Origin of the sequence: Halomonas sp. DP5N14-9, assembly GCF_019802175.1 — a bacterium.
GTDB lineage: Bacteria > Pseudomonadota > Gammaproteobacteria > Pseudomonadales > Halomonadaceae > Halomonas > Halomonas litopenaei.
Genome location: NZ_JAHVHR010000006.1, coordinates 22,216 through 44,713, shown reverse-complemented (window position 1 = coordinate 44,713; position 22,498 = coordinate 22,216). Strand labels below are relative to the sequence as shown.

18 protein-coding genes are annotated in these 22,498 nt (G+C 65.4%); 9 read left to right on the top strand and 9 right to left on the bottom strand.

The window, feature by feature from the left end; all coding sequences use genetic code 11:
- The first annotated feature begins 104 nt into the window (after nucleotides 1–104).
- The 4 genes from KUW00_RS05620 to KUW00_RS05605 all read left to right on the top strand — a co-directional run bounded on the left by KUW00_RS05620 (nucleotide 105) and on the right by KUW00_RS05605 (nucleotide 7,604).
- Nucleotides 105–1,613 carry a CoA-acylating methylmalonate-semialdehyde dehydrogenase gene (locus KUW00_RS05620; protein WP_222568494.1) on the top strand — a complete coding sequence of 503 codons (1,509 nt, stop codon included), beginning with the start codon at nucleotides 105–107 and terminating at the stop codon, nucleotides 1,611–1,613.
- Nucleotides 1,614–1,636: 23 nt separating this feature from the next.
- Entirely contained in the window at nucleotides 1,637–3,307 is a 1,671-nt protein-coding gene (locus KUW00_RS05615) for a GMC family oxidoreductase (RefSeq protein ID WP_222568493.1), read from the top strand.
- 55 nt (nucleotides 3,308–3,362) lie between these two features.
- Entirely contained in the window at nucleotides 3,363–4,925 is a 1,563-nt protein-coding gene (locus KUW00_RS05610; protein ID WP_108133289.1) for a BCCT family transporter, read from the top strand.
- 168 nt (nucleotides 4,926–5,093) lie between these two features.
- Entirely contained in the window at nucleotides 5,094–7,604 is a 2,511-nt protein-coding gene (locus tag KUW00_RS05605) for a CoA transferase (protein ID WP_222568492.1), read from the top strand.
- Nucleotides 7,605–7,819: 215 nt separating this feature from the next.
- Here KUW00_RS05605 and uxuA read toward each other — a convergent pair whose 3' ends face one another.
- The 3 genes from uxuA to KUW00_RS05590 form a co-directional block, all read right to left on the bottom strand.
- Nucleotides 7,820–8,995, bottom strand: a complete 1,176-nt coding sequence (gene uxuA / locus KUW00_RS05600) for a mannonate dehydratase (RefSeq protein ID WP_222568491.1) — start codon at nucleotides 8,993–8,995, stop codon at nucleotides 7,820–7,822.
- Nucleotides 8,996–9,020: 25 nt separating this feature from the next.
- Nucleotides 9,021–9,395, bottom strand: coding sequence for a hypothetical protein (locus KUW00_RS05595; RefSeq protein ID WP_222568490.1), 375 nt, complete (start codon nucleotides 9,393–9,395; stop codon nucleotides 9,021–9,023).
- An 87-nt stretch (nucleotides 9,396–9,482) separates the two neighbouring features.
- Nucleotides 9,483–10,196 (bottom strand): GntR family transcriptional regulator, encoded by a 714-nt coding sequence (locus tag KUW00_RS05590; RefSeq protein ID WP_222568489.1) that lies wholly within the window; start codon nucleotides 10,194–10,196, stop codon nucleotides 9,483–9,485.
- A 206-nt stretch (nucleotides 10,197–10,402) separates the two neighbouring features.
- On the opposite strand from KUW00_RS05590, the gene KUW00_RS05585 reads away from it, so the two are divergent.
- Complete coding sequence (locus KUW00_RS05585) at nucleotides 10,403–10,549, top strand: hypothetical protein (protein ID WP_213228810.1); 147 nt, start codon at nucleotides 10,403–10,405, stop codon at nucleotides 10,547–10,549.
- 106 nt (nucleotides 10,550–10,655) lie between these two features.
- Here KUW00_RS05585 and KUW00_RS05580 read toward each other — a convergent pair whose 3' ends face one another.
- The 4 genes from KUW00_RS05580 to KUW00_RS05565 all read right to left on the bottom strand — a co-directional run bounded on the left by KUW00_RS05580 (nucleotide 10,656) and on the right by KUW00_RS05565 (nucleotide 14,842).
- Nucleotides 10,656–12,245 (bottom strand): hypothetical protein, encoded by a 1,590-nt coding sequence (locus KUW00_RS05580; protein ID WP_222568488.1) that lies wholly within the window; start codon nucleotides 12,243–12,245, stop codon nucleotides 10,656–10,658.
- Between the two features lie 324 nt (nucleotides 12,246–12,569).
- Complete coding sequence (locus KUW00_RS05575; protein WP_045991826.1) at nucleotides 12,570–13,151, bottom strand: manganese efflux pump MntP family protein; 582 nt, start codon at nucleotides 13,149–13,151, stop codon at nucleotides 12,570–12,572.
- Between the two features lie 377 nt (nucleotides 13,152–13,528).
- The gene (locus KUW00_RS05570; protein ID WP_157033011.1) at nucleotides 13,529–13,753 is read right to left on the bottom strand and encodes a hypothetical protein; all 225 of its coding nucleotides are present in this window, start codon (nucleotides 13,751–13,753) and stop codon (nucleotides 13,529–13,531) included.
- Between the two features lie 207 nt (nucleotides 13,754–13,960).
- The gene (locus tag KUW00_RS05565) at nucleotides 13,961–14,842 is read right to left on the bottom strand and encodes a LysR substrate-binding domain-containing protein (protein ID WP_045991825.1); all 882 of its coding nucleotides are present in this window, start codon (nucleotides 14,840–14,842) and stop codon (nucleotides 13,961–13,963) included.
- Between the two features lie 105 nt (nucleotides 14,843–14,947).
- On the opposite strand from KUW00_RS05565, the gene KUW00_RS05560 reads away from it, so the two are divergent.
- The 3 genes from KUW00_RS05560 to KUW00_RS05550 all read left to right on the top strand — a co-directional run bounded on the left by KUW00_RS05560 (nucleotide 14,948) and on the right by KUW00_RS05550 (nucleotide 18,780).
- Nucleotides 14,948–15,826, top strand: coding sequence for a hypothetical protein (locus KUW00_RS05560; protein WP_108133299.1), 879 nt, complete (start codon nucleotides 14,948–14,950; stop codon nucleotides 15,824–15,826).
- 86 nt (nucleotides 15,827–15,912) lie between these two features.
- On the top strand, nucleotides 15,913–17,196 hold the full coding sequence (locus KUW00_RS05555) for a M24 family metallopeptidase (RefSeq protein WP_045991823.1): 1,284 nt from the start codon (nucleotides 15,913–15,915) through the stop codon (nucleotides 17,194–17,196).
- A 93-nt stretch (nucleotides 17,197–17,289) separates the two neighbouring features.
- Nucleotides 17,290–18,780: a CoA-acylating methylmalonate-semialdehyde dehydrogenase gene (locus tag KUW00_RS05550; protein WP_222568487.1), complete on the top strand. Its 1,491-nt coding sequence runs from the start codon at nucleotides 17,290–17,292 to the stop codon at nucleotides 18,778–18,780.
- Between the two features lie 159 nt (nucleotides 18,781–18,939).
- Here the strand turns inward: KUW00_RS05550 and KUW00_RS05545 are convergent, their stop codons facing one another.
- A complete protein-coding gene (locus KUW00_RS05545) occupies nucleotides 18,940–19,989 on the bottom strand; it encodes a DUF2235 domain-containing protein (protein WP_222568486.1) in 1,050 nt (349 codons plus the stop codon).
- 202 nt (nucleotides 19,990–20,191) lie between these two features.
- Nucleotides 20,192–21,421 (bottom strand): amino acid deaminase, encoded by a 1,230-nt coding sequence (locus KUW00_RS05540; RefSeq protein ID WP_222568485.1) that lies wholly within the window; start codon nucleotides 21,419–21,421, stop codon nucleotides 20,192–20,194.
- Between the two features lie 213 nt (nucleotides 21,422–21,634).
- Here KUW00_RS05540 and KUW00_RS05535 point away from each other — a divergent pair, with 213 nt between their 5' ends.
- Complete coding sequence (locus KUW00_RS05535; RefSeq protein WP_108133303.1) at nucleotides 21,635–22,498, top strand: MurR/RpiR family transcriptional regulator; 864 nt, start codon at nucleotides 21,635–21,637, stop codon at nucleotides 22,496–22,498.

The following is a 22,498-nucleotide window of genomic DNA, read 5'->3' as shown; positions in this document are numbered from 1 at the left end:
GCCACCAGAGATAGGCTGTACAGCGACAAGACGAGCAGGCTGGGCACCTTTCCTCATACGGCCACGCTCGAATGACTTAAACAACGCTTATAAAGGAGCACCCCATGACCTCGACGATTCCTCACTTCATCGGCGGCCAGATCGACGAAAGCGCCTCCCTGGGTCATCAGGACGTCTACAACCCGGCGACCGGCCAGGTCAGCGGCCGCGTGGCGCTGGCCTCCGCCAGCGAGATCGACAAGGCGGTGGAGGTGGCCAAGGCGGCCTTCCCGAGCTGGGCCGACACCCCGCCTATCCGCCGCGCCCGGGTGATGTTCCGCTTTCTCGAATTGCTCAATGCCAACAAGGACGCCCTGGCCGAGGCGATTACCCGTGAGCACGGCAAGGTCTTCACCGACGCCCAGGGCGAGGTGGCACGGGGTATCGACATCGTCGAGTTCGCCTGCGGTATCCCGCAGCTGCTCAAGGGCGACTTCACCGACCAGGTCAGCACCGGCATCGACAACTGGACCCTGCGCCAGCCGCTTGGTGTGGTCGCCGGCATCACCCCGTTCAACTTCCCGGCCATGGTGCCGATGTGGATGTTCCCGGTCGCCGTCGCCGCCGGCAACAGCTTTATCCTCAAGCCCAGCCCCACCGATCCCAGCGCCTCGCTGATGATGGCGGACCTGCTCAAGCAGGCCGGGCTGCCCGACGGCGTGTTCAACGTGGTCCAGGGTGGCAAGGAAACGGTGGACGCGCTGATTGACCACCCCGACGTCAAGGCGCTGTCCTTCGTCGGCTCCACTCCCATCGCCAACCTTATCTATCAGCGTGGTGCGGCCCTGGGCAAGCGTGTGCAAGCCCTCGGCGGCGCCAAGAACCACATGGTGGTGATGCCCGACGCCGACCTCGACAAGGCGGTGGACGCGCTGATCGGTGCCGCCTACGGCTCCGCCGGCGAGCGCTGCATGGCCATCAGTGTGGCGGTGCTGGTCGGCGACGTGGCCGATGACGTGGTTGCACGCGTGGCCGAACGCGCCCGGGGTCTCAAGGTCAAGGACGGCATGCAGCTGGACGCCGAGATGGGGCCGATCGTCACCGCCCAGGCCCATCAGCGTATTACCGGCTACATCGACAAGGGCGTCGAGGAGGGTGCCGAGCTGGTGGTCGATGGCCGTGGCTTCGACAGCAGCAATACCGGCGAAGGCTGCAGCGAGGGCTTCTGGATGGGCGGCACCCTGTTCGATCACGTCACCCCTGAGATGACGATTTACCGCGAGGAGATCTTCGGCCCGGTGCTGGCCTGCGTGCGCGTGCCGGACGTGGCCACCGCCATCGAGCTGATCAACGACCACGAGTTCGGCAACGGTGTCAGCTGCTTCACCGAGAGCGGCAAGGTGGCCCGTGAGTTCGGCCGTCGCATCCAGGTGGGCATGGTCGGCATCAACGTGCCGATTCCGGTGCCCATGGCGTGGCATGGCTTCGGTGGCTGGAAGCGCTCGCTGTTCGGCGACATGCACGCCTACGGCGAAGAGGGCGTGCGCTTCTACACCAAGCAGAAGTCGATCATGCAGCGCTGGTCCGACTCCATCGAGGCGGGCGCGGAGTTCGTGATGCCGACCGCCAAATAACGCCCTGAATCGAGGGACCTGCGATGACAACCGTACAACAATACGACAGCGAGTTTGACTACATCGTGGTCGGAGCAGGCACCGCCGGGTGCCTGCTGGCCAATCGCTTGAGCGCCAACCCCAACAACCGGGTGCTGCTGATCGAAGCCGGTGGTCGCGACAACTACCACTGGATCCACGTGCCGGTGGGCTACCTGTACTGCATCGACAACCCGCGTACCGACTGGCGTTTTCGCACCGATCCGGACGCGGGCCTCAACGGGCGCTCGCTGCTCTACCCGCGTGGCAAGACCCTCGGCGGCTGCTCGAGCATCAACGGCATGATCTACATGCGCGGCCAGGCCCGGGACTACAACCACTGGGCCGAGGTCACCGGTGACGACCAATGGCGCTGGGAGCACTGCCTGCCGGCCTTCATCCAGCACGAGGATCACTATCGTCTGGACGAGGGCGGTGACGCCGACGCCGCCCACCGGGACTTTCACGGTCACGGCGGCGAGTGGCGCATCGAGAAGCAGCGGCTCAAGTGGGAGGTACTGGACGACTTCGCCGAGGCGGCGGTCCAGGCGGGTATCCCACGGACCAAGGACTTCAACCGTGGCAGCAACGAGGGCGTCGACTACTTCGAGGTCAACCAGCGCTCCGGTTGGCGCTGGAACACCGCCAAGGCGTTCCTGCGTCCGGCGCTCAAGCGGCCGAACCTGACGCTGTGGCACTCCACCCAGGTCAACCGGCTGATCGTCGCGGGCGGCGAGCCCGACGGCGAGAAGCGCTGTGAAGGCGTCGAGGTCAAGCGCGAGGGCACCACCCAGCTGGCCAGGGCGTGCCGTGAGGTGGTGCTGTCCGCCGGCGCCATCGGCTCACCCCAGATCCTGCAGCTCTCCGGCATCGGGCCTGGTGAACTGCTCAAGCAGCACGGCATCGACGTCGTCCACGAACTGCCGGGGGTCGGCGAGAACCTGCAGGACCATCTGCAGATACGCTCGGTGTACAAGGTCAAGGGCGCCAAGACCCTCAACACCATGGCCAGCACCCTGTGGGGCAAGGCCGGCATCGGGATGGAGTACCTGCTCAAGCGCACCGGCCCGATGAGCATGGCGCCGTCTCAGCTCGGTATCTTCACCCGCAGCAGCGACGAGCACGAGCACCCCAACATCCAGTACCACGTCCAGCCCCTGAGTCTGGAGGCCTTCGGCCAGCCGCTGCATCCCTATCCGGCGGTCACCGCCAGCGTCTGCAACCTGAATCCGACCAGCCGCGGCAGCGTCAGGATTCAGAGCGCCGATCCGGCCCAGGCGCCGTCCATCGCCCCCAACTACCTGAGCACCGACGAGGACCGGCGGGTTGCGGCGGACTCGCTACGCGTCACCCGCAGGATCGCCGAGCAGAAGGCGTTCGCCAGGTACGAACCGGAGGAGGTCAAGCCCGGCGTCCAGTACCAGTCCGATGAAGAGCTGTGGCGGCTGGCCGGTGACATCGGCACCACCATCTTCCACCCGGTCGGAACCACCCGGATGGGCCAGGCCGATGACCCCATGGCGGTGGTCGACTCACGCCTGCGGGTGAGGGGCATCCAGGGCCTGCGGGTGGCGGACGCCGGCGTCATGCCGACCATCACCAGCGGCAATACCAACTCGCCGACCTTGATGATCGCCGAGCGAGCGGCGGGCTGGATGCTCGAGGCCGCCGGCTGAGCGCCGGCGTCCTGAGCACCAAGCGTCACAACAACAAACGATAAAGGTATCCCTGATGAACGCGCCAGAGTCCCATTCCGATCGGCTCGACCTGCGGGTCTTCGTACCCGCAGTGCTGGTCATCGCAGGCCTGATCCTGCCCATCATCGTGTTCCCGGAGTCGGGGGCCGCACTGGTCAATGCGGCCTTTGCCTTTGCCACCGGGCGATTCGGCTGGCTGTATCTGCTCGCCGGCATCGCCGTGGTGGTCTTTCTGGTGGGCCTGGCCATCAGTCGCTACGGCAACGTGCGGCTCGGCGGCCCCGATGACAAGCCGGAGTTCTCCTACTTCAGCTGGGTGGCGATGATCTTTGCCGGTGGTATCGGCATCGCCATCGTCAACTGGGCCTGGGTCGAACCCATCTACTACTTCACAGGCCCTCCCTTCGGCGTCGAGCCAAGCTCACAGGAAGCGGCCGAGTGGGCCTTGACCTACGGCCAGTTCCACTGGGGTTTCACGCCCTGGGCCTTCTATTGCCTGCCGGCCATCCCGATCGCCTACTCCATGTTCGTCCACAACCGCCCGGGCGTCAGGCTGTCCGTGGCCGCCCGCGGGGTGCTGGGGCGCCATGCCGACGGCTGGTGGGGCGCGCTTCTCGATGCGGTGGTGGTGTTCGGCATCGTCGGTGGCGTCGGTACCTCGCTGGGGCTGGCAGTGCCGCTGGTATCGCAACTGCTGAGCGGCCTGCTTGGGGTGTCACCGTCATTCATGCTGGATATCGCGGTGCTGCTGATCTGGACCGCCATCTTCTCCGCCAGTGTGTGGTTCGGCCTGGCCAAGGGCATCAAGATCCTGTCGGACATCAACGTGCTGCTGGCGGGGGTACTGTTGGTCTTCACCCTGGTGGTGGGCGACACCCTGTTCATGGTGGAGGGCTGGGTCAACAGCCTCGGCAAGATGGTCTCCAACTTCGTGCCCATGAGCATGTGGACCGACCCGGTGGGGGACTCCAGCTTCTGGCGCGACTGGACGGTGTTCTACTGGGCCTGGTGGATCGCCTACGCCCCGATGATGGGTCTGTTCGTCGCCCGCATCTCGCGTGGTCGCACCATCCGTGAGCTGATCATCGCCGAAATGGTGTTCGGTTCCCTGGGCTGCTGGGTGTTCTTCGCGGTGTGGGGCGGCTATGCGCTGGACCTGCAGATCTCCGGCACCCTGGACGTGGCGGCCATTCTTTCGGCCGAAGGCATCCCCGCCGCCGTTGAGGCGATCCTTGGCACCCTGCCGATGTCCGGCGTGATTACCACCCTGTTCGTGCTGCTGTGCTTCATCTTCTTGGCGACGACCCTGGACAGCTCCGCCTACGTGCTGGCGTCGGTGACCTCGCGCAAGTTGTCTGGCTATCAGGAACCGCAGCGCAAGATCCGCCTGATCTGGGCGTTTCTGATCGCCGGCGTCGGGGTAGCGCTGATCCAGCTTGGCGGGCTCAAGCCGGTGCAGACCTCCACCATCGTGGTGGCGCTGCCGATGATTCCTGTGCTGGCGATCCTGGCATGGTCACTGGTGCGCTGGTTGCGCCAGGACTTCGCCAAGAAGGTCCTTGAACCCCACCTGGTCATCGAAGACGGCAAACACTGAGGTCACCGAGGCGGCTTCGGCCTCCTCACGTTGCCGCGCTGGCTGCGCCAGGACTTCGCCAAGAAGGTCCTTGAACCCCACCTGGTCATCGAGGACGACAAACACTGACGTCACCGAGGAGGCTTCGGCCTCCTCCCGTTGCCACCCTTGCTCTACAGGAAGACCCCGATGTCACCGAATCCTCATTCCCAACTGCCGCTCAAGGACGTCAAGGTCATCGACTTCGGTCAGTACATGGCCGGCCCTGCGGTGGCGATGATCCTCGCCGACCTGGGCGCCACGGTTATTCACGTGGACCCGCCCACGGGGCCCATGTGGGAGTCACCGGCCAACGCCACCTTGCAGCGCAACAAGCTGATCGTGACGATCGACCTCAAGACCGAAGAGGGCCTCGAACAGGCGCTGGCGCTGATCGAGGAGGCCGATATCGTGATCGAAAGCTTCCGGCCCGGTGTCATGCAGCGCCTGGGCATCGACTTCAGCGCGCTGCGCGAGGAGCGTCCGGAGCTGATCACCCTGTCGATGCCGGGCTTTGCCTCCAACGACGAGCTGCGTCGTGACTGGCGGGCCTTCGAGAGCGTCATCGCCGCCCACTCGGGGGTGTTTACCGACATGGGGCTCAACCGGGTGCTGATGGGCATCAACCCGTCCTTCTCGCCGCTGCCGCTGGGCTCGGCCTACGGCACCATGCTGGCGGCCACCGCCGTCACCCTGGCGCTGCAGGCGCGTGAGCGTACCGGCCTCGGCGATGAGATCGAAGTGCCCATCGCCTGCGCCCTGATGGAAGGCCTCTGCTACAACTCGATCAAGATCGAGGGCCTGCCGGAGCGCTACAAGACCCAGCGTGAAAAGGAGATCGAGCGTCGCCGCATCGAAGGCGCGCCGATGAACCTGGACTACGACGAACTACAGGAACTGCTCGATCCCTTCTATCGCAGCTACAAGTGCAAGGACGGGCGCATGTTCTACGTGGTCTGCCCGAGTCACAAGGAGCACGCCAAGCGTTGCCTCAAGGTGCTCGGTCTGTACGACGAGCTGGTGGAGGAAGGGCTGGTGGAAGAGCCCGACACCTATGCGCCCACCAGCCAGTGGCAGAGTGACGTGTCGCTTGGCGTCTACCCGCTGCCCAAGCGTTGGGCGGATCATATCGCCGCACGTATGAAGGAGGTGTTCCTGACACGCACCTCCAAGGAGTGGGAGAAGATCTTCGGCCGAGGCAAGTTCCCCGGCGCGCCGCAGCGCTGGCTGCAGGAGTGGATCCACGACGACCACGCCGAGACCGCCGGGCTGATGATCGAAGTGAAGGATCCCGAATTCGGCCTGATGACCCAGCCCGGCCCGATGGTCTGGCTGCACGACAGCGGCCACGAGATGCTCACCCCGACGCCGCGCCGCTGGGTGGCGTTCGACCAGGCGCTGGCAGTGCTGCATCGCATCGAGACCAAGCTGCCCCGGGTTCGTGCGCGCAACGCCAAGGACGGTTGGCTCGAAGGCGTCAAGGTGCTGGATCTGTGCAACGTCATCGCCGGTCCCCACTCGGTGGCCTTTTTGGCACGCTTCGGCGCCGACATCATCAAGGTGGACCCCGCCAAGCCGTTCTACGACTGCTGGAACACGGTCATCTTCGGCCTGTCGCATATGCGCTCCAAGCGCTCCTTGCTGACCGATATCCAGGTGCCTCGGGGGCGTGAAATCCTCGACGAGCTGATCCGCCAGAGCGACGTGGTGGTGTGGAATGCCACCGACAGGCAGGTGGAGCGGATGGGGCTGACCGAGGCGGAAATGCAGCGCATCAATCCCGAGGCGATCTTTTGCCAGCTCGACTGCTTCAGCGGGGTCAAGCCGGGCCCCCGGACCAACTACCTGGGCTACGACGACCTGGTGCAGGCCACCACCGGCATCATGCTGCGCTTCGGGGGCAGCATGGACACGCCAGAAGAGCACGCCCACGTCGGCACCATCGACGTGATGTGCGGCTTCGGTGCCTCTCTTGGTGTCGCCACCGCCCTGTACCAGAAGCTGCGTACCCGCCGGGTCAGCCGGGTCAAGACCTCGCTGTCGGCGCTCAGCGGCCTGGCCCAGATGCCGTTCTGCTACGACTACGAGCGGCGCGGTCTGTTCGACGAGCCCTCGGGCCGTGAACTCAACGGCTACGACGATCTGTCACGCTTCTATTTTACCGCCGACGGGGTGGTGCTGATCAGCGCCTACGAGCGAGACCTGCACAAGTTCGCCCAGGTGCCGGGGATCGAAGGGGTGGTCGATGTTCCGCCGGAGGAGCGGGCGGCCTATCTGGCACCTCGCTTTATCAATGCGGTGGCCACCGACTGGGTGGAACGGCTGCAGAAGGCGGGCATCGCCGCGGCGGTGTGCGAGAACATCGAGGCCCTGCGCTCCTACAACTCGCGGCGCTGGGACAACACCCCGGGCATCGATCGTGGCAGCTACTCCTTCACCGTCTACGACGAGCACCCCAGTGGTCACGTCATCACGCAGCTTGATCCGTATGCCATCCGTCCCAAGCGGGGGCGCATCTATCCGCTGGCGCCGTCGGAGAAGTACGGCAGCTCGAGCCGTCAGGTGCTCGAAGAGCTGGGGCACAGCCCAGAGGAGATCGATCGGTTGATCGCCGAAGGCGTCGTGTCGGACAGTTGGAGCGAGGAGTACCTGCCGACCTGAGTGGTGTTCGGCGCGGGGTTTTTGCGCTGAGCCGACCAGGCGGGCTGAAGGTGTCCTGAGCCGACCAGGCGGGCTGAAGGTGTCCTGAGCCGACCAGGCGGGGAACGTGCCTCCCCGCCTGGTCGTTTTCGTTGCGGAGGACCACTCCCGCTGCGCTGGGCCCCAGCCGCTGCGACGGGCGTCGCCAGCGCAGCGGCTGGTAGAACGCCAGGGCGTCAGGTGAGCTGGCGCACCGCGGTCTCGACGCCACGCAGCTCGGCCAGGCCGCGCAGCCTGCCGTACAGCGGATAGCCCGGGGCGGTGGCGCGGTGCTGATCGTCGAGAATGTGGTGGCCGTGGTCGGGGCGTAGCGGTAAGCGTCGGCCGCCTTCGCGCTCGCGGCGGCGTTCCTCGGCGACCAGCGCGCTGATGACCGCGACCATGTCGACATCACCGTCCAGGTGAGGCGCCTCGTGGAAGGAGCGAGGGTCGGGGGACTCGCGCCTGGTCGAGCGCAGGTGCACGAAGTGGATGCTGGGACCAAAGCGCTGAACCATGGCGGCCAGGTCATTGGCGGCGAGCACGCCGTAGGACCCGGTGCACAGCGTCAGGCCATTGGCGGGGCTGTCGACGGCCGCAAGGATCCACTCGGCGTCTGCCGCCGTCGAGACCACCCGGGGCAGGCCGAGCAGCGGCCGGGGCGGGTCATCGGGGTGGATCGCCATCTTGATGCCGAGTTCTTCGGCGACCGGGATGACCGCTTTCAGAAAGTAGCCGAGGTGCTCGCGCAGCCGCGCGGCATCGATCTCGGCGTATCCGGCCAGTACCTCGCGAAAGCGCTCCAGGGTGTAGTGCTCTTCGGCGCCGGGCAGGCCGGCGATCAGGGTGTCGACCAGTGACTGGCGGGCTTCGGCGTCCAGGCTATCGAGGTAGCTCCTGGCGGCGCTCTTCTCGTCGTCGCTGTACTCGTCCTCGGCGCCTGGTCTGGCGAGCAGGTACAGGTCGAAGGCGGCAAAGGCTGTCTGGTCAAAGCGCAGCGCCAGGGCGCCATCCGGCATCGCCCAGCGCAGGTCGGTGCGGGTCCAGTCGAGCACCGGCATGAAGTTGTAGCACACGGTATCGATGCCGCAGGCCGCCAGGTTGCGCAGGGTGTCGCAGTAGCGGGTGATCAGGGCGTTGCGCTCGGGCAGTCCTTTCTTGATCGCCTCGTGTACCGGCACGCTTTCCACCACCGACCATTCGAGGCCAGCGTCCTCGATCATCTGCTTGCGCTCGGCGATGGCCTGCCGGGACCAGACCTCATCGTTGGGCACCTCGTGCAGCGCGGTGACGATGCCGGTCGCGCCGGTCTGGCGAATCTCCTCGAGTCGGATCGGGTCCTTGGGGCCGAACCAGCGCCAGGTGTGTTGCATGGAAATCTCCTTTTCTCGGGTCCAGCTAGAGGGTGCTCAGTGACGCCGCAAGCCCGGTATTGATCAGTCGGCGGTAGCCATCGGTGACAGCATCGGCAAATCCCTGCTGCGCCGCCAGGGCCGCAGGGACGATGTCTTGCTGGGCCAGAAAGGCCGCCACCAGCGCTTCAGGGTCATCGCCGTGACGTTCATGCAGCTCGATGAAGCGCGATGCCAGCGGGTCGCTCACCTCATGTGGCTGGCCGTCGAGCGAGACGCCGGAGGTGTAGCGTACCCAGGCGGCCAGCCCCAGTGCGGTGCAGTCGACCTGGTCGCTGGTCCAGTCTGCCAGTTCGCTCGCTGCGCGCGGGGCGATGAAGGTGATCGATGGCCTTGCAGGTGCGTTTGCCGTTGTGCTCAATATTGTCACAGGGCGGAACGGTGATGGCTGCAGGGCAGGGGGCGGGTGGCCCTTGCCCATAAGAGACGTCTGCCGGGTAGATAACTATCAGCCGTTGGTGTCCTCGAAGATCGATGAAAAGCGCTGCACCATCTGGGGCAGGGAGATCAGGATCTCGCTTTGATGCACCAGCATGGCCTGGCGGGCCTTGTCTTCGTTTCTCTGTTCGATGGCATCGACAATGTCGGCGTGCTGCTGGACCAGCTTTTCGAAGGGCGTGGTGTCAGGCACGCTGAGGTAGCTCACCCGGTCGAGCTGTGCCTTGACCTCTTCGATGACGCGCCAGGCTGTCTCGTGTCCGGCGCCAAGGGCGAGCACGCGGTGGAAGTCCTCGTCGAGGATGAAGAACTGGTCATACTGGCCGCTGCGGGCGCAGCGAATCTGGCGTTCGATCAGATCCCGCAGCTCGTAGATCACCTTGTCGGCGAGCCCTTGCCTGGCGGCGGAGGCGCTGACGGCGGTTTCGACCGCCTCCCTGACGAAGCGCGCTTCGCGCACCGACTTCTGCGAGATGCCCACGACATAGGTGCCGCGTTGTGGGCGAACGTCGACCAGGCCTGCCTCGGACAGGCGGATAAAGGCTTCGCGCACCGGCTGGCGGCTGACCGAGAAGGCGTCGGAAATCTCTTTCTCGGACAGTGCCTGGCCGGGGGCGAACTGCATTCGGATGATGGCGAGTCTGAGGACTCGGTAGAGCCGCTGACGCACCGATCCTCCGGTAGCATCCTGTTCCCAGAGTTCAGCGATTGCGGGGGTCAGCATGGGGGCACCTACCTTTCGTTGAGCTTTTTAGCTCTTGTACTGTTGAGCCTTTGGGCTCCGGCCTGGTACGACTTGTATGGTAGTCATGCTAGCATAGCTGTCAGGTGCTGTCCGGCCTGGGCGTATAGCACTTTGGTCTCGCCTCGCCACCATCATCGTCACCCCGGGGGGCGCCATGCCGCACTCCGCCAACTTCGCTGCACCGGATGACTGTGTGTTGCGCAAGGACGATCATCGACGCCGGCTCGGCGGACATCTATCACGCCTTTCAGGCGACCCTGCTGCCCCTGCTGCCGCTGGCGCCGACGCCGGCCAGCGCTCTGGCCCATTCGCCCTGGGGAGATTTGGCATAGGCAGCACGGTAATAGGCAGCGCCTCGATAGCCGGGGTTATCCTGGTGGAAAGGGTGACCCTTGCACGCCGGCGGCGCTGTGATGATGCTGTAAGGGGCGCGGCTTCTCAGGGCATATGGTCAGCGCGGGAGCCGGCGAGGGCGTGGCCGTCGACGGTGGGGTGGCCGGGACTGCGGTCGGTGTCTGTGCCGGCGGTGGACGAGTCGGCAGGTGTGTCGCCTGCGAGCGGGCCTTCGCGCCCGGGTACCGGCACCACCATCATCCAGTCGAGCCCGGCGGCGATCGGCGCAAGGCGCATGCCGTCGCCCAGTGCGACCACGGCGTCTCCCAGTTCGCTTAACGGGCGACTGGACATCGGCGCCTGGACCACGGCGTCCGCCAGGCGGTTGACGCCGTCCTGCTGGGCGCTGGTGACGGGGTCAAGCGTGCCTCCCAGGCGATCGGCCAGCGTCTCGATGCGGGTATCGGCCTGCGCCAGCCCGTCTGCCAGGGTGTCGGCCAGGGGCAGCAGCAGGTTGCCGGTCCTGTCGAGGCCCTGATCGACGCGCCCAAGGGTCGTGACACCACTGTCCAGGCTGTCCGCCAGCACCAGACCCTGCAAACGCCCGGACAGGTCCTGGCCGGCATCGACCAGCCGTCCGACCTCCTCAAGGGTGGTGCGAGTGTCGCCTACCAGTGATGACAGATTGGCCGACATGTCGCCCAGTTGCTGGGCCGGGGCCAGGGCGAGTGTCACCCGGTCGTCGAGCATGTCGCCGGGACGCGTGACCATGACGCCGAACTCACCGGTCAGGCCCACCGCCTCGGTGGCCAGCATCTGACTCAGGCTGCCTCGGCCCAGGTCCGCCGCTGCCGTGAGCGTGCTGCGCTCATCGTTTCCGATACTCTCGACCAGTCCGACGACGGCCTGCTCATCCAGCCGGGGGATGCCGCTGTGGCTGATCCCGCCATGGCGCAGCGCCGTGCGCGCCGCCACCCCTTGCAGGCTGGTCTCATCACGCCTGCCGCCCAGCACCTGACCGGCCAGGGCGACCCACTGGCCGGCACGACTCAGCCCGCTGGCGGAGGCGTCGACCAGGGCGTTGCCGGTGGTGGCGCTGACGTCTGACAGCGCATCGCCTCCGGCGACGATCAGGTCCGCCGCCAGGCTTGGCCACAGCAAGGAGTCGGAGGTGATCAGGATCGGTTCCAGGCCGAGCTGGATGGCGCTAGCCACTCGGGTGGTCAGTGACTGCTCAAGATCGCCCCATGGCTCCTCGAGATCGAGTTCCTGCTGGCCGATGCCCAGCGTGCTGGTCAGGCGACGTCGATAGCGGTCCAGTGACAGCACCCGCTGCAGCCGGTCATCGAAGCGATGCAGTAACGGCAGAGCAGCGACGCTGTCGAGCACACCCTCAACCGCTTCCAGAGATCCCCCCAGTGGTCCCTCAAGGTAGGCCCCGGTGCTTGCCAGGGCGGACTCGGTAGCGCTGGCCCATCCGTTGGCACCGACAGCACGGGCCACGGCGGTTCCTTGAGTCGTGAGCTGGTTGGCGGTCATCCGTCCGATCCCCCCGGCCACCAGCTCGGCGGAACGGGAGGCGCTGGGCAGCACCGGGCTGGCCGAAAGGTGCTGTCGGTCGCCGGAAATCTGATCACGCTGAACGATCTGTACCGACGACTGGAAGCCGTGACCCGCAAGGGGGGCTGACGTCATCTCGGTGGCTGGTCTGGTGGCTGGTCTGGTGGCGGACGCTGCTGGCGAGAGAGGGGAGTGCTCAGCGCAGCCGGTCAGCAGAACGGCCAGAACGGTTACCGCTATCCATCGTGGCAATCGAGCCGCCTGTGCGCTGGGCTTGAGGATCATGAGGTGTCCAGCCGTCTGATACCGGCAATAGTGCACCAGACTATCGACAAAACGGGCGCGATCGTGGACGAACTTTGCTATAGCAGGCGTGTTGCCGGCATGGATGAGCGCTAGGAGCGAGTCATTGGCAGTTAACCTGCCCGGGATCGCGACAGGGTCGACCGGGCAAGAGGATCAGGCGAGCAGGTGGTGATACAGAGTGGTGGCGCCGATGGCGATCAAGACCAGCCCCCCGAGGATCTCGGCACGCGGCCCCACCGTCTTGCCGAGCCGGCGTCCCAGCAGCATGCCCAGGGTCGCCATCAGGGTGGTGGCGCCACCGATCGCCAGTGCCGTCACCCAGATGTTGGCGTTCATGAACGCCAGACCTACGCCCACCGCCATGGCGTCCAGGCTGGTGGTGATCGCGGTGGCGATGATCAGCCACCAGCGGGTGCGATCGCTGGTCGTGCCGCAATCGCAGCTGGCGCAGTCCTTGGGGGCGGGAGCGAGGCCACTGTGGATCATCTTGCCGCCCAGGGCGAGCAGCAGGAAGAAGATGATCCAGTGATCCCAGTGGGCAATGGTGTCATAGGCGCTGGTGCCGAGCAGCCAGCCGATAATTGGCGTCGTGGCTTCCACCAGACCAAACAGCAGGCCGGTCTGCAGGGCCACCACGAAACGCAGCCGACGCACGCAGGCACCCTTGCTGACCGAGGCGGCAAAGGCATCGGAAGATAGCGAGAAGGCGAGCAGCAGGGTCGAAGTGGGCGTCATGAAGGTGCGAATCCGGCGGTTGCCTGTTGAAAATACGTGATGTCGCTGAAAGAGCCTCGTGCGCAGCGTTACGACCGATAGTCCGGGCATTGGCTATGGACACGATAGCGAATTTGCATGGCGATATTAGCGCGCAGGCTGACAGATGCAACTCTTTACCAAGGCTGCAAGTTTAAGCCAAAACAAAGACATATAGCCGTGACTATACCTTATGGCAGCGGCAAGAAAAGGAGAGGCCAGAGGCGCACTATTGCCCGCTGGCGGGTAATCCCGAGGCGCGACAAAGCGGCAAGGTCGTCGAGGCCCTTTCCCCGATAAACGAGCAAGAAGATGCATTGGCAGCGGCAAGAATGTTGGTTCTCGGGAAGAGAAGACGGTCAGGATTTCAAGGCGTCTTCCAGCATCTTTACGATGACGAGGCCGGCCTTGGCGGGCAGGTTGTCGCCGGCATAGTGGCGAATGGCTGCGACCTCTTCGCGAAGCTTTAGATGCCGAGCTCTGAGGTGTTCGAGTTCCTGTTCAAGGAGCTCCATTCCATCCATTCCAACCGATGCAAACTGGGAAGCCCGAGGTTCGAGGGAGTCGTCAAATGGCGTGGTCACTGTCATCTCCGGACCAGGACAAGGGCACCGCCGGGCAGGCGAGACCATCGGAGAATCCTGGTTATTGAAGTGTGGCGTATCTCTCCTTGTGGCGATATAGGGATCAGGGGGTAGTTCGCCTGTAATGACGAGGTAATCAAACCATTAATCCGTCACGATCATGATATTGCGACTCAGGCATTCGACCGATTCGCGGTCGAGCCAGGCTTAGGCCTGGTCCTGAAACTCGGGCACGGCGACGGCGTCGTTGTGGGTGACGACCTCCTCGAGCTGCTGGCAGAAGGTGTTGAAGGCGTCGCTCGCATGTCCGGGGCGCCGGTGCATCTCGATTTCCACCTGGCCGAGTGCCGGCAGGCCCTGCTCCTCGCCGAGAATCCGACAGCCCGCCGGTACGCTGCGGGGTGTCTTGACGGTGATCGCGAGCCCCGCCTGGACCGGCAGGTTGATGCCGGTGGGGGACTGGCTCGAGTAACGCAGTTCCCAGGCGCGTTCCTGACGCCCCAGGGCGGCGAGGGCGTGGGCGCGAAAGATGCAGCCTTCGGGATTCAGTGCCAGTGGCAGTCGGCTGCCACGGGTAGGATCGGCATCTTCCGCCGCGACCCACACCATGGGTTCCCAGCCGAGCAACTGGCCCGATTGCGTCGGTCCGTGGCGGATCGACAGGACCACGTCGAGCAGGCCCTGCTGGAAGCTGTCCACCAGGTCGGCACTGATGCCACAGATGACTTCGATGCGGGTATGCGGATAGGCCTCGGCGAAGCGGGGCAGCAGTTCCGGCAGGTAGGCGCTGGCCTGTTCCTCGGAGGTGCCGATACGAATCTTCTCGCCGTGCTGGCGGTCGCCGAGTGCCGCCCTGGCCTCGTCTTCCAGCGTCAGCATGTGTCGCGCGTAGGGCAGCAGCCGTTCACCGTCGGACGTCAGCAGCACGCTGCGGCTGGTGCGCTCGAACAGCGACTTGTGCATCTGGTCCTCCAGTCGCTTGATCTGCAGGCTGACGGCGGACTGGGTCCGGTGCAGCACGCGGCCGGCGGCGCTGAAGCCCTGGCACTCGGCCACGGTGACGAAGGCGCGGAGCAGGTCGGTATCCATAATCGATGAGCCTTTGAAATAAGTGATATCTCAACCATTCATTTCTATTATGAAGAGGCGCTCTCTATCCTGTCCAACATCACTTGAGACAGGCAGGAGTTCCTCATGCAGGCCACCGATGCGCCCACCACTTCCTCGCTGGACGGTCTGATCGACCTTGAGCACTACCCGATTCATGACCTGGACGGCGAGTCCGGACGGGCGCTGATCCAGCGCTGTCACGAACAGCTGGCCGACGATGGCTGTGTGGTACTCAAGAACTTTGTCCCCGAGGAGGCGTTGGCGCGGCTGGAGCGCGAGACCGAGCGGCTGTCGCCCGAGGCGCATTACAACCAGACCGAGACCAACCCCTACAACAATGCCGGCGATCCCGAGCGCCCGGCCCGCCATCCGCTCAATCGCTTCGACGATCGCACCAACGGCTTTGTCGCCGGCGATCGCATCGGCGAAGACACCATCATTCGCCAGGTCTACCAGCACCCGGACTTCCAGCGCTTTATCGCCACCGTGGTGGGCATGGAAGAGATTCACCAGTACGCCGACCCATTGGCGGACCTGGTGGTCAACGTGCTGAGAGAGGGCTGCCAGCATCCCTGGCACTACGACACCAACGAGTTCATCGTCACCATGATGACCCGCCAGTCCCATGGCGGCGGCCGTTTCGAGTATGCCCCGGGCATCCGCAGCCCCGAGGGTGAGAACTTCGACGAGGTCGAACAGGTGCTGGACGGCGACCGTTCGCGGCTCAAGGCGCTGGACCTTCAACCGGGTGACCTGCAGGTGTTTTTCGGCCGCTATTCGCTGCACCGGGTGACGCCGGTGGAAGGCCAGAAGGAACGTCACACCGTGATCTTCGCCTACGCCAAGGAACCCGGCTTCATCGGTCGCCCCGAGCGTGCCCAGCGCATCTTCGGGCGCATGGCGCCGATTCACGAGACCCTGTTGAAGGAAGGCATGAATCGCAGCGATTCGCTGGCCGACTGAGCCCACGCCGATGACATCGAAGCCGAGCACGTAGAGGCTCGGCCTGTGCCCCTTGCGACCCCGCCATATTCGAACAGGACCCTGACATGAGCATCGTCGATTTCGACAACCTGACCGACAACGAGCCGGACCATATTCCGGTCGTGCCCTCTGCGCCGATGGCCAACGGCGACAGCATCCCCACCGCCTTCGATCCCAGGCAGCTGCGCGCCGGGCGCCTGGCGCGGCTGCGCGCGACGATGGCGGAGCAAGGCTACGCCGCCATGGTGCTGTTCGACCCCAACAACCAGCGCTATGCCACCGGTTCGCGCAACATGTTCGGCTACTTCCTGCGCAACTCGACCCGCTACATCTATGTGCCCCTGGAAGGGCCGGTGATCCTGTTCGAGTACCCGGGCAGCGCCCACGTCTCTACCTGGCTCGAGACCATCGATGAATCGCGCACCTCCAAGGTGGTGTGGTCCGCCGTCAACCAGCGCGACAACCTCTCTTCGGACCCCTTCGGTGTGGAGATCGCCGAACTGATCGAAGAGCACGGACGCGGCAACCGCAAGATCGGGCTGGATCGCTGTGCGCTCAACCTGGCGCGCTCACTCGAGGCCCAGGGCCTCGAGGTCTTCGACTGCATGCAGGACACGCTGCACTGCCGGCGCATCAAGACCCCCGAGGAGATCGCCTGTCTGGCCCAGTCCATGGCCGGCAGCGAGGCTGCGGTGGCCGAGGTCGAGGCGGCGATCAAGCCGGGCATCACCGAGAACGAGCTGTTCGCGATCATGTACGGCAACGTCATCCGCCAGGGCGGAGAGTTCATCGAGACCCGTCTGCTGTCGTCCGGTCCGCGCACCAATCCCTGGTTCAATGAGGCCAGTGACCGGGTCATTCGTCCGGGCGAACTGGTGGCGCTGGACACCGATACCATCGGTTGTCACGGCTACTATTCGGACTTCTCGCGGACCTTCCACGTCGGCCCGAATCGCCCCAGCGCCTACCAGAAGGAGCTGTATCGCATGGCCTACGACCAGGTGCACCACAACATGGGCATCTTGAAGCCGGGCATGAGCTATCGCGAGATCGCCGAGCAGGCCTGGAAGATCCCCGAGCGCTTCCTCGACCGTCGCTACCCCTCCATCATCCACGGCGTCGGCATGCACGGTGAAACCCCGCTGGTCGCTCACCATATGGACTTCGATCGCTTCTCCAAGGATGGCGTTCTCGAACCCGGCATGGTGGTGTCCGTGGAGAGCTACATCGGCGAGGTGGGTGCCGCCGACGGGGTCAAGCTGGAAGAAGAAGTGCTGATCACCGACAGCGGTGTGGAAAAGCTGTCCCGCTATCCCTTCGACGAGGCGCTGCTCGACCGCCAGTTCTGAGCCGCATCATCTGTGTACCATGCTGCGCCGGGCCCCATGTGAGATGGCCGCCCGGCGCTGACGCCTTTTCAGCAAGTCATATCGAGAGTTTTGATGAAAGACGTGAATCATTGGATTGGCGGTGAGTCACAGCCGTCGCAGCGCCATCTGGATGTCATCAACCCGGCCACCGCCGAGCCGGTCGGTCGTGTCGCCCTGGGGGACGCTGCTACCGTCGAGTCTGCCATCGAGGCGGCCCGCCGTGCCCAGCCGGCCTGGCGCGAGACGCCGCCGGCCAAGCGCTCCCAGGTGATGTACCGCTTCAAGGCGCTGCTCGAGCGTGACGCCGACGAGATCTGCGCGCTGGTCAGCGAAGAGCACGGCAAGGTGCTTGAAGACGCCATGGGCGAACTCAAGCGCGGTATCGAGAACGTCGAGTACGCCTGCGGCGTGCCGGAGCTGCTCAAGGGCGAGTACTCCCACAACGCCGGGCCGGCCATCGACACCTGGTCCAATCATCAGCCGCTGGGCATCGTGGCCGGGATCACGCCGTTCAACTTCCCGGCCATGGTGCCGCTGTGGATGTATCCGATGGCGCTGGCCTGCGGCAACGCCTTTATCCTCAAACCCTCCGAGCAGGTGCCGTCGGCGGCGCTCAAGATGGCCGAGCTGCTCACCGAAGCCGGTCTGCCTGACGGCCTGTTCAGCGTGGTCCACGGCGACCGTGAGGTGGTCGAGGCGCTGATCGATGCGCCCGATGTGAAGGCGGTGTCCTTCGTCGGATCGACCCCGGTGGCCAAGGCGATCTACCAGCGTGGCGCCGAGAACGGCAAGCGCGTGCAGGCGCTCGGTGGCGCCAAGAACCACGCCGTGGTGCTGCCCGATGCCGATCTGGACAACGCCGCCAGCACCCTGATCGGGGCCGCCTACGGCAGCGCCGGTGAGCGCTGCATGGCGATCAGCGTGGCGGTGTGTGTCGGCGATGACACCGCCGATGCCCTGGTGAAACGGCTTTCGCAAGAGGCTCGGGAACTCAAGATCGGTGCCGGCACCGAGCGCGGCCTGGATATGGGCGCGCTGGTCAACGCCGGCCACCGCGACAAGGTGGCGGGCTATCTCCAGCAGGGCGTCGACGCCGGGGCCGAGCTGGTGGTGGATGGACGCGAGCATCCGCTGGTGGCGTCGTCACCGGGCTACTTCCTGGGCGCGAGCCTGCTCGACCGGGTCACGCCCGAGATGAGCGTCTATCGCGACGAGATCTTCGGACCGGTGCTGTGCGTTGTGCGTGTCGCCAGCTTCGATGAGGCCATTGCGCTGATCAACGCCCACCAGTATGGCAACGGCACCTGCGTGTTCACCCGGGATGGCGAGGCCGCGCGTCGCTTCGCCGACGCCATCGAGGTCGGCATGGTCGGCATCAACGTACCTCTGCCTGTACCGGTGGCCTTCCACAGCTTCGGCGGCTGGAAGGAGTCGCTGTTCGGCGATCTGCATGCCTATGGCCCCGACGCCGTGCGCTTCTACACCCGGCGCAAGGCCATCTCCCAGCGCTGGCCGAGGAGTCAGGACAGGGAAAGCGCGCAGTTCAACTTCCCCTCGAACTAGCGCGCTCTCGAGGCCAGGCTCGTCCAGCAAGCGCAGCGTCGGCCTCGGACCCCCGACGAGGGAGAGCGCCTCAGGCCACCGCGAACGCCCACTCCTTGCGAGTGGGCGTTGTCGTATCCGTGGCAGGCGATCGCGCCATCACTCGGGGGCTGTCGGTGTCTAAGTGGATGGCGGCGTCGCCGCAAGACGCGGGTGGATAGGGTTGGCGGGGCGATAGCCGGGCAGGGCAAGACGACGGGTGGCAACGCTCGGGTGCAACGTCTCGTTGCCGAAGGAGGCAAAGCCGATGCGCCGCAGATAGCGCCGGGGCGAGATCAGCCGATAGAGGCGCGAAAGAAACCTCTGGTAGGAGTCGACGATGTCGTCCTCGCGCGGTGGTGAGCCAAGCAAGGGGCGACTGTCTGGCAGCAGCGGCAGCCCCTGTTCGCAGGCGCGGCCCATCATCCAGTCCAGACTGACGTCCGACAGCACGCGGTCCCGGTAGCCTCCGCCGACGTTGGAGTGGGCGCCGGGAAACCAGACCTGCTCGAGGGTGGCGGTGGTGGTCTGCGGCGACCACAGGGTGGGGGCGAAGGCCTTGCGGTGCTCGTCGATCGCCAGCGCCTGGTAGGCGTGGCGCACCAGCGGGCTCAGGCGGGTGTCATGGAACTCGAATTGGCGGCGGTTGAAGGCGGCAAAGCTCCTGAGTGGAATCCCCAGGCTGCCCACGGTGTCCCACACACCGATCATGTGGATCTCCGGCACCCAGGCGTAGCGCGAGGCGAAGCGTCGAGCCTCGGCCGATTGCGGGCCACGTCTTCGATCGCGGTAAAGCGCGTAGGCGCGTCCCGCCAACTGCCGGTGTTCGGGGTGCAGCAGACCGCTGGTGTGAAGCATCCCGCTCAGGCTGCGCGCGGTGTAGGCGCCTCGGCTGAAGCCGAACAGAAACAGCCGGTCGTCCGGGCGCAACAGTTCGACCAGCTCGACGTACGCCTCGACCAGAATTTCCGATAGCCCGAGTCCGGTGGCGCCTGCCACCAGGCGGTCGTACCAGTGCAGGTCACTGCCGACGCCATGGTAGTAGCGCTTGACGGTGCCGCCCTCGGCCATGGGATTGTCGGCCACCGCCTGGTAGAGCCGGCTGACGTTGGTGTTGGTGTCACCGTCTTCCAGGTCCATGTCCGGCACCTGCCAGGTGCCATCGAAGAACAGCGCGACATTCTTGGCCATCGGCTTCCCTTGCTGTCAGCCCTCTTGATCCGAGCGATGCCCGGTGGTCGCTGTCAGTGTATGTCGGGGGCGTGGCCAGAAAATTGAGCGCAGAGGCGAAGGGCGTCGATCGGTCGTGCCGTCAGCGCTGCGGCAAAGATTGCAGGAGCGGGGCGGGTGGATGGTTTCCGCCCGCCCCTTGGTCGTTCGCTTGTCAGAGTGTCTAGAAGCGCGTCGCCCAGGTATCGACGACCCTGAGCGCGTCATCGACCAGATGGAGCTGGCGCCACTTGTCGAAGGTCATGCAGGGGTGCGAAGCGCCGAAGGCCAGGACGTCACCGATGCGCACGTCGCGGGCGCTGTCCGGTAGCTGGATAAAGGTGTGCTGATCCATCTGCTTGACGACTTGCCAGCCTTCCACCGACAGCTGCTCGCTGGCCTGTCCGCCTTCGCGATAGCGCCTGAGCACCTCGGGCGCCAGGTCGAAGCCGATATCGCGCTTGCCCAGTGCCACGATGGCCAGCCCCGGCTCGGGCAGCGACTGCACCTGTGCGAACACCTCCAGCGCCGGCTCAAGCCCCTGGTGCAGGTCCTGGCGCCGGGACAGCACGCCGGCCTGGGCCTCGCGGTAGATGCCGTGGTCGTGGACCACGTAGCAGCCCGGGCGCAGCACCGGGGTGAAGCGGCCTTCGAGTCCACCGTCGCGGAAGGCTTCGGCGATCAGGTCGTACCAGGCCGACCCCGACGCCGTGACGATGGGCTTGTCGCGATCGACCAGGCCTTCGTCGGCCAGTCGCTTGACGCCGTCGACCAGGCGCTGGGCGTAGCGACGGATACCGTCCACCGGATCGTCGCCATGGACCACGCCCTCATACCCCTCCAGACCTGCCAGGGCTATGCCGGGCAGGGTAGCCGCCCGGCGCGCCAGCGCCATTACCTCGTCATCATCGCGAAGTCCGCACCTTCCCCCTTCGACGCCTACCTCGATCAGGATATTCAGGGAGATGCCGGCCGCCCCGAAAAAGGCGCCTAATTGGTCCAGGTTCTCGGCGCTGTCGACGGTGACATAGAGCTCGGCGCCGGCACGGATCAGGTCGGCGGCGATGGCCATGTTGGCCTGACCGACCATCTGGTTGGCCACCAGTAATCGCTGGGCGCCCTCGGCGAAGGCGGCGCGGCACTGGGGCAGGGTGGCCAGGGTGATGCCCCAGGCGCCGGCCTCGAGCTGCCGCCGGAACAGCGCCGGGGTCATGGTGGTCTTGCCGTGGGGCGCAAGCTCGGCGCCGTGGCGGCGGGCGAAGTCCTGCATCCATGCCAGATTGTGGGCGAGCGGCGCCTGGTGGATCACCGCCGCCGGCAGGCTGACGTCGGCCAACAGCCGGTCGCCGGTTTCCAGGGTGCCCTTGTGGCAACCCTTGGCATCGAAGGAAGAGGAAGAGGGGGAGTGGGCCATGGAAGTTCTCCTGAAGGCGGAACGCGGCTCATGTTACGCCGCGCCGGACGATTGGCAATGTTCGAAGATTGATCTGACTACGACCATTGTCGGAAATTTTCAAAAAACTGTGGATGGTTGTTAGAAACTAACATAGCGTAAGGATACCGCAGATGACGAGGGCCCTGGACAGGCTTCGTGATCTGGCAACGTCGCAACGGAGGGAGGCAAGCCGTGAGTCAACAGATCGATATCCTGTCGCGCATCACCGCGGTGGTTCGCTCCCTGAGCGAGTCGGAGCGCAAGGTGGCGGAGCTGATCTTCGACGACATCGACTTCGTGACAGAGGCCAGCATCAGCGAGATCGCCCGGCGATCAGGCGTCAGTGATGCCACCGTGACCCGCTTCGCCCGCTCGGTGGACTGCGACAACGTGCGTGACCTCAAGCTGCGCCTGACCCGTGCCCTGGCCGCCGGTCGTCGCTTTATCGAGGACGCCGACCCCGCCCGGGGATCGAGCATCGTCTACGACGTTGCCGCCCAGACCCTGGCGCTCAACCGCGAGTTGCTGTTCGAGGCCGATATCGAAGGCGCGGTGGAGCGACTCGACAATGCCCGCCAGATCCTGACCTTCGGCAGTGGCGGCGGCTCCAGCGTGATGTGCCAGGAGCTGCAGTTTCGCCTGATGCGCCTGGGCTATGCGGTCAGCGCCTATCCTCACGGTCTGCTGCCGAGGATGGTGGCCGCCACCCTGGAGCCCGAGGACGTAGTGGTGGTGCTGTCGGTGTCCGGTTACACCCCGGAGATGGTCGAGTCGGCCCAGATCGCCAGTCAGTACGGGGCCCAGGTGATCGCCATCACCGCCGTGGGGTCTCCGCTTGCCGCCGCCGCCAACGTGGTGCTGCCCATCGCCGCCCGGGAGACCGATTTCATTCTTCACCCTTCGGCGTCGCGCTATGCGTTGATGGCCGCCATCGACGTGCTGGCGCTGGAGCTGGCCATGCGTCATCGCGACCAGGCCCGCACCAAGCTCAGGCGTTTGAAGATTGCACTTGATGACCATCGCGGCGGTGACAATCGCCAGCCGCTGGGAGACTGA